Source organism: Pseudomonas sp. R1-1 (assembly GCF_051132135.1).
In the GTDB taxonomy this organism is placed as follows: Bacteria; Pseudomonadota; Gammaproteobacteria; order Pseudomonadales; family Pseudomonadaceae; genus Aquipseudomonas.
The window spans coordinates 2045958-2058715 of record NZ_CP071663.1 but is presented as its reverse complement, the minus strand read 5'-3'; the positions used below and the strand labels follow the sequence as shown (position 1 = coordinate 2058715).

11 protein-coding genes are annotated in these 12758 nt (G+C 59.5%); 2 read left to right on the top strand and 9 right to left on the bottom strand.

All coding sequences use genetic code 11. From position 1 onward, the window contains the following. Positions 1–119: 119 nt before the first annotated feature. The 4 genes from J3P75_RS09425 to J3P75_RS09410 all read right to left on the bottom strand — a co-directional run bounded on the left by J3P75_RS09425 (position 120) and on the right by J3P75_RS09410 (position 6048). Positions 120–3413 (bottom strand): SNF2-related protein, encoded by a 3294-nt coding sequence (locus J3P75_RS09425; protein ID WP_434710021.1) that lies wholly within the window; start codon positions 3411–3413, stop codon positions 120–122. 9 nt (positions 3414–3422) lie between these two features. After that, positions 3423–4160, bottom strand: coding sequence for an S-methyl-5'-thioinosine phosphorylase (locus tag J3P75_RS09420; protein ID WP_434710020.1), 738 nt, complete (start codon positions 4158–4160; stop codon positions 3423–3425). Positions 4161–4171: 11 nt separating this feature from the next. Then, positions 4172–5182 (bottom strand): beta-N-acetylhexosaminidase, encoded by a 1011-nt coding sequence (gene nagZ / locus J3P75_RS09415; RefSeq protein ID WP_434710019.1) that lies wholly within the window; start codon positions 5180–5182, stop codon positions 4172–4174. 158 nt (positions 5183–5340) lie between these two features. Next, the gene (locus J3P75_RS09410; protein ID WP_090284742.1) at positions 5341–6048 is read right to left on the bottom strand and encodes a TetR/AcrR family transcriptional regulator; all 708 of its coding nucleotides are present in this window, start codon (positions 6046–6048) and stop codon (positions 5341–5343) included. A gap of 229 nt (positions 6049–6277) precedes the next feature. On the opposite strand from J3P75_RS09410, the gene lexA reads away from it, so the two are divergent. Together lexA and sulA are read left to right on the top strand one after the other, a co-directional pair. Next, on the top strand, positions 6278–6886 hold the full coding sequence (gene lexA / locus J3P75_RS09405; RefSeq protein ID WP_090284744.1) for a transcriptional repressor LexA: 609 nt from the start codon (positions 6278–6280) through the stop codon (positions 6884–6886). A gap of 11 nt (positions 6887–6897) precedes the next feature. Continuing rightward, entirely contained in the window at positions 6898–7371 is a 474-nt protein-coding gene (gene sulA, locus J3P75_RS09400; RefSeq protein ID WP_090284746.1) for an SOS-induced cell division inhibitor SulA, read from the top strand. 95 nt (positions 7372–7466) lie between these two features. On the opposite strand, the gene J3P75_RS09395 is transcribed toward sulA, so the two are convergent. The 5 genes from J3P75_RS09395 to fadA form a co-directional block, all read right to left on the bottom strand. Then, positions 7467–7700 (bottom strand): hypothetical protein, encoded by a 234-nt coding sequence (locus J3P75_RS09395; protein WP_003226592.1) that lies wholly within the window; start codon positions 7698–7700, stop codon positions 7467–7469. A 110-nt stretch (positions 7701–7810) separates the two neighbouring features. Continuing rightward, positions 7811–8335, bottom strand: coding sequence for a DUF6586 family protein (locus tag J3P75_RS09390; RefSeq protein ID WP_434710018.1), 525 nt, complete (start codon positions 8333–8335; stop codon positions 7811–7813). A gap of 144 nt (positions 8336–8479) precedes the next feature. Further along, positions 8480–11113 (bottom strand): type I DNA topoisomerase, encoded by a 2634-nt coding sequence (gene topA / locus J3P75_RS09385; RefSeq protein WP_093099869.1) that lies wholly within the window; start codon positions 11111–11113, stop codon positions 8480–8482. Positions 11114–11227: 114 nt separating this feature from the next. Further along, positions 11228–11464, bottom strand: a complete 237-nt coding sequence (locus J3P75_RS09380) for a DUF1653 domain-containing protein (RefSeq protein ID WP_093099868.1) — start codon at positions 11462–11464, stop codon at positions 11228–11230. Between the two features lie 94 nt (positions 11465–11558). Continuing rightward, positions 11559–12734 carry an acetyl-CoA C-acyltransferase FadA gene (gene fadA, locus J3P75_RS09375; protein ID WP_007910465.1) on the bottom strand — a complete coding sequence of 392 codons (1176 nt, stop codon included), beginning with the start codon at positions 12732–12734 and terminating at the stop codon, positions 11559–11561. Positions 12735–12758 lie beyond the last annotated feature (24 nt).

Below are 12758 nucleotides of genomic sequence, written 5' to 3'. Positions count from 1 at the left end.
CTGGCAAGCCAGCTCCCACAGGGTTATGAGCTGTACACAAAATTGTGATTCAACTCGATACCTGTGGGAGCTGGCTTGCCAGCGATGGGGCCATCCGATATTGCGCAATCACTCAGGGCTCAACCCTTGGAAACAGGCAACGGCGCAAACAGCGCCTCGATATCGCCCTGCTCCAATTTGAAACCACCCGTCGTTCCACCTTCCAGCACCGCCCCGGCCAGCGCGGCTTTCTCCTGCTGCAATGCCTGGATCTTTTCCTCAACGGTGCCTTTGGCAATCAGCTTGTAGACGAACACCGGGTTGTTCTGCCCGATTCGATACGCCCGATCGGTAGCCTGATTTTCCACCGCCGGGTTCCACCACGGATCAAAATGAATCACCGTGTCGGCGGCGGTCAGGTTCAAACCAGTGCCACCGGCCTTGAGGCTGATCAGAAACAGCGGCACCTTGCCGCCCTGAAAATCCTTCACAGGTGTGCGCCGATCAGTGGTATCGCCGGTCAGCAGGGAATAGCCGATCCCGCGCTGCTGCAACTCCTGCTCGATCAACGCCAGCATTGAAGTGAACTGCGAGAACAGCAGAATCCGCCGCCCTTCGCCGAGCAACTCTTCGAGCATTTCCATCAGACTGACCAGTTTGCCGCTGCCGGAACGCAGCGCCTTGGCCGTCAGCGGCGTGTTGATCAGCCGCAAGTCGCAACACACCTGACGCAACTTCAGCAGCGCATCGAGAATGATGATCTGGCTGCGCGCAACGCCACTGCGGGCGATTTCGTCGCGGACCTTTTTGTCCATGGCCACGCGCACGGTTTCATAGACATCGCGCTGACCATCGCTGAGTTCGACCCAATGCACGATTTCGGTTTTCGGCGGCAGCTCGGTAGCGACCTGATCTTTCTTGCGGCGCAACAGGAACGGTTTTATCCGCGCGGTCAGGTGCTGCATGCGCCCGGCATTGCCGTGTTTTTCGATCGGCGTGCGGTAGTCGCGATTGAAGGTTTTACTGTCGCCCAGCCAACCCGGCATCAGGAAGTGGAACTGCGACCACAGCTCGCCCAAGTGGTTTTCCAGCGGCGTGCCACTCAGGCACAGGCGCTGCCCGGCCTGCAATTCGCGGGCAGCCTGAGCGGCCTTGCTCACCGGGTTCTTGATGTTCTGCGCTTCATCGAGAATCAGCACACTCCACGGCTGCGGTTGCAGCACTTCCAGATCCCGTGGCAGCAACGCATAGGTGGTCAACACCAGATCGTATTCGCTCAGGCTGGCGAAGTCTTTTTGCCGGGCCGATCCGTGCAGCGCCAGCACCTTCAATTGCGGGGTGAACCGCTGCGCCTCGTCCAGCCAGTTGGGAATCAGGCTGGTGGGCATGACCGCCAAGGCCGGTTGTTCAAGGCGCCCGGCCTGTTTTTCCGTCAGCAAATGCGCCAGGGTCTGCAGGGTTTTGCCCAGCCCCATGTCATCGCCGAGAATACCGCCCACCCCCAGCTCGCGCAGGGTCTGCATCCAGTTCAGGCCTTCGAGCTGATACGGACGCAACTGCGCGTTGAGGCCGGCGGGTGCAGCGACCGGCGTGTAAGTCGATTCGCGCAGGCGTTGGGCGAAACTGCGCAGGCGTTCGCCGCCCTGCCAGGTCAGCGGCACCCCGTCGAGCAGCGTCAGACGCGCCGCATCCGGAGGGCTCAAGCGCAAGCTTTCAACGCGATGGCCGCCCAGATACAACTCACTGAGCGTGGCCATCAGCGGTTTGACCCGGCCGTAAGGCAGTGCGACTTTGCCACCGTCGGCAGCATCAATCCGTCCGCCCCTCAACTCAACCAACAACAGCTCATCGTCACCACGCTCTGCCAAGGAAACGGGATCGAGCAGCTGCGGCTGGCTACGCAGCAGATGCAGAAGTATCGGCAACAGGCTGTGGCGCTCGCCATTGACGACGATACCCAACTGCAGATCGAACCACTGCCGACCGGCATCCTCTTCGATCTCGGCGTACCAGTCTTCGACCGGCTCCACGTTGAAATGGAAATTGCTGCTGACATCGATCTCCCAGCCAGCATCGTGCAAGACCGGGATACCCTGCTGGGCAAAGGTCAGCCACGCAGAATCATCGGCCAGCGTGAACATCTCACCGGGAAGATCAATGCTGCTTTTGCGCGAGGCTTTCTTGAAACCGTGTTTTTGCAGTTGTTGACGCAAGGCTTTTTCGGCGGCCGGTTGACGCTGAATCCGCTGGGTTTCGGCACCCGACAGGATCATGACTTCCGGGTTGCGATCTTGCGCCGGATGGCCGTCGTAGGTGAACAGCAAAGCAGCACGGTGCTCTGGCTCGTATTCCCAGCGCGTGTAGCGTTTGCCGCTCGCCAGGATCAGATAACCCTGGGGAGCCACATCCTCGACGATCCGTTCCGTCAGCTTGTGCGGTGGCGCCACTTTGGTCGCAGCGCTCATGCGATGACTGAATTGCAACGCCTGATGCGCCGGGATCTCCGGTGCCAAGGCCAGGTGGCAGGCCAGCTTCTCATCGAGATCATTGAGTAACAGACCGATCTGGCGCTGCTCACGATCCAGATAATAAAGCGGCTCCAATGCGAGCACGTTTTCCACCGGCGCCTCGGCACTTGTCCATTGCGGGCGATAACTGCCGTCAGCCTGCTCAGCCCAGGCAAACTGCGCACTGCGGCTGGCGCCCGCCGTCAGCGGCTGCAAGGTTTGAAAATCAAGAAACAGCCGCGATGTGCGCAGGAGCATTTCCAGCAGTTCGGCACCACTGCTGCCCTCCAGCGGATAGCCGCTGTAATAGGCGTGATGGGAGTGCATCGCCACCAGCAACCGGGCAATGCGCAGATCCTGCTCGGTCAGGTAACCGGGCTGGCGCATCAGCAGGTCCGACAGCGAATATAACGGTTTGACGTCGCGCAGCTCGCCGTTCTTGAGCTGATAAACCTTGAAAATATCCAGCTGCCACTTGCCGGCAACCGGTGAGGCCTTCAGCTGATAAAACAACCGCGTGCTCGCCGCTTGCGAAGTTTTTTCCTCTGCAGGCTGGACGGCCACCGGGATCGTCGAAAGCCAATGCTCGAGTGAGCGACCGAGCTCAACCGTAGCCTGCTGCCCGGAGGCTTCGCGGACATTCATATCCAGACAATAAAGCACCGCCGCACAATGCTTGCAGTCAAAGCCGACCGGACAGGAGCAATAGCAAAGCAGCCCGCCCGCGCCTCGGTGCCTGGCTATGGAGAGGGTTTGCTCATAAGCTGTCTGATTGGACCCGACGCAAAATGCTGTGATTTGCCTGTCATTGACTTCGAGGATCTCGACGCGATCCTCGAGCGCATAAGCGCGAGCCTTGGCCAGCGCATTGCTAGTGAACGTGTCGGTCCACGGCAGCGAAAGGATCTCCTCGATAAGTGCGCTCATGAACAGTCCTTAGCCGGCCAATACCCGCGCCAACGTCGATTTGACCTTGCCCATGCCAGCGTGCAGCGCCTGCTCGATCTCGGCCATGGTGATCACTTCGGTCGTGTTGCCCGCCGCCGGGTTCACAACCAATGCCAGACAGGCGTAATCCAGGTCCAGTTCTCGCGCCAGCGCGGCTTCCGGCATGCCGGTCATGCCAACGATGTCGCAGCCGTCACGCTCCAGACGCACGATCTCGGCGACCGTTTCCAGACGCGGGCCTTGCGTGCAAGCATAAACGCCCTGGTCGCTGTACTCGCAACCTTCGGCGGCGACGGCGGCGATCAAGCGCTGGCGCAGCGCTTCGCTGTAGGGAAAGCTGAAGTCGATGTGGGTGACGTGTTCCAGGTCATCGGCGAAAAAGGTGTGCTCGCGCCCGCTGGTGTAATCGACGATCTGGTGCGGCACGCAGAAATGCCCGGTACCCATGGCCGGATGAATCCCGCCCACCGCATTCACTGCGATGATCGCTTCGGCGCCGGCTTGCTGCAACGCCCAGAGGTTGGCGCGGTAGTTGACCTTGTGTGGCGGGAAGCGATGCGGATGGCCGTGACGGGCGAGGAACAGCACTTCCTTGCCGGCGTACTCGCCAATCTGCACCTCGGCCGACGGCGCGCCATACGGGGTGTCCACCGCCAGCGACTGGCGAATGCTCAAGCCTTCGAGCTGGGTCAGCCCGGTGCCACCGATGATTGCGTAAACGGTCATAGCGAAAATCCTTAATCGATCAGTTGAGCGTCTTTGAGCGCGCCGATGGCGGTGAGCCAACGCGGATCCTGACGATAATCGGTGCTGGCGAAGGCCTGCCCGCGCATGCGCGCAATACGCGCTGACGGCTTGACCTTCATGCGCTGCGCGGCGCTGAGCGCGAGTTCGGCGGCGGCGCGATCATTGCACACCAGGCCCATGTCGCATCCGGCAGTGAGCGCGGCTTCGATGCGGCTGGCGGCATCGCCGACCACGTGAGCGCCGGCCATCGACAGGTCATCGCTGAAGATCACCCCGTCAAACTGCAATTCGCCGCGCAGGATGTCCTGCAACCAGCGGCGAGAGAAACCGGCCGGTTGCGCATCGACTTGCGGGTAAATGACGTGAGCCGGCATTACCGCAGCCAGCTGTTTGCTGAGCCTGGCGAAGGGCACAAGGTCGTTGGCGCGGATCTCTTCCAGGCTGCGCTCGTCGTTCGGGATCGCCACATGCGAATCCGCCTCGGCCCAACCGTGGCCGGGGAAATGCTTGCCGGTGGCGGCCATGCCAGCGCTGTTCATGCCGCGAATGAAGGCTCCGGCGAGCACCGCGGCGCGGGCCGGGTCGCCTTCGAACGAACGGGTGCCGACCACGGCGCTGCGCTGATAGTCCAGATCGAGCACCGGAGCAAAACTCAGGTCAAGACCGACCGCCAGCACTTCGGTCGCCATGATCCAGCCGCACTGCTCGGCCAGGTATTCGGCGTTCGGATTATCGGCAATGGCGCGCATCGCCGGCAAACGCACGAAGCCTTGACGCAAACGCTGCACCCGACCGCCTTCCTGATCCACTGCCAGCAACAGATCCGGGCGAACCGCGCGAATCGCCGCACTGAGCTCACGCACCTGACGTGCATGCTCAATGTTGCGGGCAAAAATGATTAGGCCGCCCACTTCGGGCTGGCGTAACAATTGGCGATCTTCGGCCGTCAGCCAGGTACCGGCGACGTCCACCATCAACGAGCCTTGCAGGCCAGCAGTCATAAAAATTCCTTGGAAACAGAAAACCCGATCGACAGCCAGTCGCTGCCGTGAGCAGCGCTCGGCAGGTCAGTGACTTTTCTGTTGATCGGGTTCAGAACGAGAATCGGCATGGGCGGCTAGCTTAGCGGATCCCCGCTGCCGCGCCCACCCGTGTGCGGTCAAACCTTGGCGGCGACCGGGGTCGATTTGCTGCGCGGACGCAACTGCGCAGTGGCCATGGCAGCATCAGTGACGCCGGTTTCAGCGCGCATGCCGGCGGCGAGGAATGGCACCATCAGGCGCATCACTTGCTCGATCGAGGTATTGACGCCGAAATCGGTCTCGGCAATCGCCCGCAAGGCTTTGATACCGGACATGCTGAACGCGGCCGCGCCGAGCATGAAGTGCACGCGCCAGAACAACTCGATCGGTGGAATGCGCGGTGCCGCTTCATTAACAAGCAACATGTAGCGACGAAATACCTTGCCGTACATGTCTTCGAGATAACGCCGCAAGTGGCCTTGGCTCTGACTGAAGGCAAGGCCGAGCAAACGCATGAAGATCGACAGGTCGTTGCCGCTGCGCGGTTGAACCACCAGCGCCTGCTCGACGAGAATTTCCAGCAGCTCTTCTAAGGTCGGCTTGTTGTCAGGCTTGGCCTGACGCCGCTCCAGCTCTTTGTCGAGGCTGATGCAGAACGGCCCGAGGAATCGCGAGAACACGGCCTGGATCAGCGCTTTCTTCGAGCCGAAGTGATAGTTAACCGCTGCCAGGTTGACGCCGGCCTTGCTGGTAATCAAACGCAATGAGGTTTCTGCGAAACCTTTCTCCGCGAACAATTGCTCGGCAGCATCAAGAATGCGTTCAACGGTTTCCGACTGGGCCATGGCTACTCCGCCTGACAAACACTTGTTTGAAACATACGTTTCAGCCTATGCAATGTCAAGCCTGCCGGTTCGTTTTGGGAATGGTCGGTCAGCTATTTAACCACACAAGCCCGGCGCTTTAAAAAGCGTGCCTGTCGACCGTCCGGCGGCGTGCCGAAAAACGGCGATTGCCAAGATCGCTTCACTGTATATAATCCCAGTCACTGTATAAAAAGACAGAGCGATCATTATGCTAAAGCTGACGCCACGCCAAGCCGAGATTCTGGCCTTTATCAAACGCTGCCTCGAAGACAACGGCTATCCGCCAACCCGCGCGGAAATCGCTCAGGAGCTGGGCTTCAAATCGCCCAATGCCGCTGAAGAACACCTCAAGGCGCTGGCCCGCAAAGGCGCCATCGAGATGACGCCAGGCGCTTCTCGCGGGATCCGCATTCCCGGCTTCGAAGCCAAACCCGACGACTCCACCCTGCCGATCATTGGCCGGGTCGCCGCCGGTGCGCCGATTCTGGCCCAGCAGCACATCGAAGAATCCTGCAATATCAATCCGGCCTTCTTCCATCCCCGTGCCGACTACCTTTTACGCGTCCACGGCATGAGCATGAAGGACATCGGCATTTTCGACGGCGACCTGCTGGCAGTCCACACCACGCGCGAAGCACGCAACGGTCAGGTCGTCGTGGCCCGTATCGGCGATGAAGTGACGGTCAAACGCTTCAAGCGTGAAGGCAGCAAGGTCTGGCTGATTGCCGAAAACCCTGAGTTCGCCCCCATCGAAGTCGACCTGAAGGATCAGGAACTGGTGATCGAAGGCTTGAGTGTCGGCGTCATCCGCCGCTAATAGGAGGCTTTATGCAGTTCCCACATACCCCTCAGCAAACCCAACTGCCTTTGTTCGAAGCGTTTCTTGCGCAACCGTTGGCGCCGATCCTGAAAGACGTGGTCGAGCGCCCATGGACTGCCGAACCTGAAGTATTCAGCGAGCTGTCACTGCGTGGTGCTGCCGGGAACTGTCTGAACCTGCTCGCTCCGATCCTTCGCGAACTCAGCGAAGATCAGGATGCGCGCTGGCTGACGCTGATCGCGCCACCCGCCAGCCTGACCCAAACCTGGCTGCGGGACGCCGGCCTGAACCGCGAACGCATTCTGCTATTGCAACCGCGGGGTGCGCAAAGCGCTCAGCAACTGGCGTGCGAAGCGTTGCGGCTGGGTCGCAGCCACACTGTCGTGACCTGGCTCAATCCGCTGAACGCAAGTTTGCGCCAGCAATTGATCAGCGCCGCCCGTACAGGCGATGCTCAGAGCTTGAATATTCGATTGGGTTGACGGCTGTAACACGCGCTGTGTGAAGCGCAGGGCTTCTCCATGGACAGAGAAGCCGATCTGAAGCGGTAATGCCTGATTATGAAAACAGGCCAGGATCAATGAAGAACCCGCGGCCCCTCTTCCTTATCAAACTCGCCTTCGACCATGCGGCCGGCCATCTGCACGCCGACACTCAGCATCGCCTTGGCGATTTCGACATGCTGACCCTGCAGGAACGCTTTGGCATCCTCGGAGAAATCGAGTGTCACCAAAGAACCTTCGTCCTCAGCCCTGCGCAGTTCGATTCGGCCGTCTGGTAACTCGACAATTTCTAGAAAGGACGTTGGCATAAAGGTCTGTTCTCCACGAAAGGCAGGCATTATATAGACATCATTCGGGCTTCGCTCAGGATCTTGACCAGTAGCATGTTTCAGATTGCCACCGCGCCAATCAATCGCCCTCAGCATTCATTCAGGCCTTCGCGGAACCGGATGGCCAAGCCTTTCAGATTCTGCCGCCAGCTCTCCAGCTCCTCACGACTCAACTCCTCCGGCGCCTGCGCTTCATCCAGATTGATCGCCTGAATCAACGGCTGCGTCACGTCGCCCTTGGGTTTGTGCGGCACTCGCGGTGGCTGAAACAACGCCGAATGCGCAGCCAGCAGTTTTGCCAGCCAGGTTTCCGGATTACCCGCCAACTCGACCATTTCCGCCAGCTCAGGAATCACAATCGACTCCAGCACTTCACGGGTCAGCAACATTTCTGCACGCGGTGCACTTGCCTGCGGCAGGCGATAAAACCCGCCGATCTCATGGCAAAGCCCCAGCAAGGCACCGTAGAGGTGAAAGAGCGTCGATTCACGCCCGGCCTGGATCAGCGCCAGCGAATTCATTGCCCGGCCTTCCTCGGCGCGAGCCAGGGCTTCCAGCGACAGGCCGGCGAAATAGATCTTCTGGTTGGTGCGGGTATAAAGTTCGTGAGCCATGACGGCAGCCTCCACGACGAAATAATTGCTTCACACAGGCCGGACAGTGTCATGGATCAGCCGATCCGACCGCAAGTACAAAACAAAAAGGCCGCCTGTAAACCCGAGGGTTCACAGGCGGCCTTTTCAGTGCCGGACTAACGCTTACTCAGCCTTGGCTTTCGCGCTGCGCTTGTCTTCCACCGTCCACTTGCCACCGTCGTAATACGCTTTCCAACCGGTCGGCTTGCCGTCGACCTCGGTCTGCACGTATTGCTCCTTGGTCTTGCGGCTGTAGCGGATCACTGCTGGCAGGCCATCAGGATCCTTCTGTGGTGCTTCACAGAGGAAGTGATACTTCGGATCGATCTCGTCCTTGTGCGGCAGAATCTCGATCACCAGCGGAGCACGGGTCTCGCGGTTTTTCGGGAACTGACTGGCCGCCAGGAACAGGCCGGATGCACCGTCACGCAGGATGTAGGTGTCGTTGACCTTTTCGCATTTCAGCTCAGGCATCTTCACCGGGTCCATCTTCGGCGGCGCCGCATCACCGCTTTTCAGCAATTTGCGGGTGTTCTTGCAGGTCGGGTTGGTGCAACCGAAGAACTTGCCGAAACGGCCGGTCTTGAGCTGCATCTCGCTGCCGCACTTGTCGCATTCCAGGCTCGGACCTTCGTAGCCCTTGATCCGGTAGCTGCCTTCTTCGATTTCGTAGCCGGCGCAATCCGGGTTGTTACCGCAGATGTGCAGCTTGCGCTTTTCATCGAGCAGGTAGGCATCCATCGCCGTGCTGCAAATCGGGCAGCGATGCTTGCCGCGCAGCACCAGCGATTCCGATTCACCCTCGTCGTCCGCAGCGATCTCGTCGCCGGGAACCAGATTGACGGTGGCCTTGCAACGCTCTTTCGGCGGCAGGCTGTAACCCGAGCAACCGAGGAACACACCGGTTGACGCGGTACGGATCTGCATCGGACGGCCGCACGTGGTACACGGAATGTCGGTCATGACCGGCTGGTTGGCACGCATGCCGTTGTCCGGGTTTTCGGCTACTTCGAGTTTCTTTTTAAAGTCGCCATAGAACTCGTCCAGCACGCTTTTCCAGTCGCGCTCGCCTTGGGCCACGTCATCGAGGTTCTCTTCCATGCCGGCGGTGAAGCCGTAGTCCATCAGGTTCGAGAAGCTTTCGGACAGACGCTCGGTGACGATGTCGCCCATCTTTTCCGAATAAAAACGGCGGTTGTGCAGAGTCACATAACCACGGTCCTGAATGGTCGAAATGATCGCGGCATAAGTCGAAGGACGACCGATGCCACGTTTTTCCATTTCCTTGACCAGACTGGCTTCCGAATAACGCGCCGGCGGCTTGGTGAAGTGCTGCGACGGATCGAGCTTGATCAGCTTCATCACGTCGCCCTGCGCCATATCGGGCAGCACGTCGTCATCGCCAGGCTTGGCAATCTGCGGCATGACGCGGGTGTAGCCGTCGAACTTGAGGATGCGGCCCTTGGCACGCAGCTCGAAGTCGCCAGCGCCGACGCTGACGGTGGTCGACAGGTATTGCGCCGGCAGCATCTGGCAAGCGAGGAACTGGCGCCAGATCAATTCGTAGAGACGCTCGGCATCACGCTCCATGCCCGCCAGCTTGCTCGGAATGGTGTTGGCGTCAGACGGACGAATCGCTTCGTGAGCCTCTTGCGCGCCTTCCTTGCTGCTGTAGACATTCGGCGTTTCCGGCAGGTACTTCTTGCCGAACTCTTCCTCGATATAAGTTCGCGCCATCGCCACGGCATCAGCCGAGAGGTTGGTCGAGTCGGTACGCATATAAGTGATGTAGCCGGCTTCATATAGACGCTGGGCCATCATCATGGTTTTCTTCACGCCGAAGCCCAGGCGGTTGCTCGCCGCCTGTTGCAACGTGGACGTGATGAAGGGGGCCGACGGCTTGCTGCTGGTCGGTTTGTCTTCGCGCTTGACGATGCTGTAGCTGGATGCCTTGAGCTTTTCCAGCGCAGCCATCGCCTGGGCTTCGTTCAGCGGCTTGAAGGCTTCACCCTTCTCGCGAGCGACTTCGAAACGCACGGTCGAGCCTTTGGTGGTGCCGAGGTCGGCATGCACTTCCCAGTACTCTTCCGGGTTGAACGCACGAATTTCCCGTTCGCGCTCGACCACCAGTTTCACCGCAACCGATTGCACACGGCCGGCGGACAGGCCGCGGGCGATTTTTGCCCAGAGCAGTGGCGAGACCATGTAGCCGACGACGCGGTCAAGGAAGCGGCGCGCCTGCTGCGCGTTGACCCGATCGATGTCCAGTTCGCCCGGTTCGGAGAAGGCTTCCTGAATCGCTTTCTTGGTAATTTCGTTGAACACCACGCGCTTGTAGCGGCTGTCATCACCACCGATGGCTTCGCGCAGGTGCCAGGCAATGGCTTCCCCCTCGCGATCCAAGTCGGTTGCGAGATAGATGGTGTCAGCATCCTTGGCGAGCCGGCGCAGCTCTTCGATGACCTTCTCTTTACCCGGAAGGATCTCGTACTGGGCCTTCCAGCCATGCTCGGGATCGACACCCATACGCGAGACCAGTTGCTTGCGCGCTTTCTCTTTCGGCGTGAGTACCGGAGCTTCACCCGCGGCAGCCTTGCCACGCTTGGCGGCTGGCTCTTTGCTGGCGCTAGCCGAACCGCTGGTGGGCAGGTCTCGGATATGGCCGATACTCGACTTCACCACGTATTGGTTACCCAGATACTTGTTGATGGTCTTGGCCTTAGCCGGGGATTCCACAATGACCAGCGATTTGCCCATGGATCAGAAAATTCCTGAATTCTAGAAGTGAAAGGCGGTTGGCGCCTGACGCGGCACCGCTATATATAGTTGATACAAGGTGAGGTCAAGCACAGGGTTGTCTGCGCCCTTGCCTCATGCCTTGTCAAAAACGCTCGGTTCGACCTGCACCAAAGCAAAGCGTGGCACCTGTTCGCCGTCAACCTCGACCGACTCGAGAAACATGCTCAGCGGGCGTACCCAAAAGCCGTAATCGCCATACAGGGCTTGGTAGAAGACCACTTCTTCTTCGGTCTCGGAGTGCCGCGCAACACTGAACACACGGTACTGCGGACCTTTGTAATGTTGGTAGAGCCCAGGTTGTATCGGCATGCTTCGGCCCTCACTGAAATTTTTTCAAAATAAAATAAAAAAACCCAAAAACAAAAACCGGGGCACTGGGCCCCGGCTTCCATCGACGAGACGCTTAAACGCGTTCGAAGACGGTGGAGATGCCTTGGCCGAGACCAATGCACATAGTGGCCACCCCGAAGGTACCGCTATTCTGCTTCATCACGTTCAGCAAGGTGCCGGAAATACGTGCACCAGAGCAACCGAACGGGTGACCCAGGGCGATCGCGCCGCCGTGCAGGTTAACCTTCTCGTTCATCTTGTCGAGTACTTTCAGATCTTTCAGCACTGGCAGAGCCTGTGCAGCGAAAGCTTCGTTGAGCTCGAAGAAGTCGATATCGTTGATGCCAAGGCCCGCACGCTTCAGGGCTTTTTGTGTCGCCGGCACAGGACCATAGCCCATGATTGCCGGATCCACACCCGCCACTGCCATCGAACGGATCACTGCCATTGGCTGGATCCCCAGGTCCTGTGCACGCTGCGCCGACATCACGATCATGCACGAAGCACCGTCAGTAATCTGCGACGAAGTACCGGCAGTCACGGTGCCGCCCTTCGGATTGAAGGCCGGCTTGAGCGCCGCCAGACTTTCCAGGGTGGTTTCCGGACGAATGGTTTCGTCGTAGTCGAACAGTTTCAGGAAACCGTTCTCGTCGTAGCCCTGCATCGGGATGATTTCGTCTTTGAACTTGCCTTCCACGGTGGCCTTGTGGGCCAACTGGTGGGAACGCACGCCGAAGGCGTCCTGCTGCTCGCGAGTGATGCCATGCATTTTGCCGAGCATTTCCGCGGTCAGACCCATCATGCCCGAGGCTTTCGCCGCGTACAGCGACATGTGCGGGTTCGGATCGACACCGTGCATCATGCTTACGTGGCCCATGTGCTCGACGCCACCGACGACGAACACGTCACCGTTACCGGTCATGATCGCTTGCGCGGCGGTGTGCAGCGCACTCATCGACGAGCCACACAGACGGCTGACGGTCTGGCCGGCCGAGGTGTGCGGAATCTGGGTCATCAGCGACGCCATGCGCGCAATGTTCCAGCCCTGCTCCAGGGTCTGGTTAACGCAGCCCCAGATCACGTCCTCGACTTCCGCCGGATCGACCTTGGCGTTGCGTTCCAGCAATTTGCTGATCAGGTGCGCCGACATGTCTTCAGCGCGGGTGTTGCGGTGCATGCCGCCCTTGGAGCGGCCCATCGGAGTACGACCGAAGTCGACAATCACGACGTCTCTAGGATTCAAGCTCATAAGTTCACTCTCACTCTAGTTGGG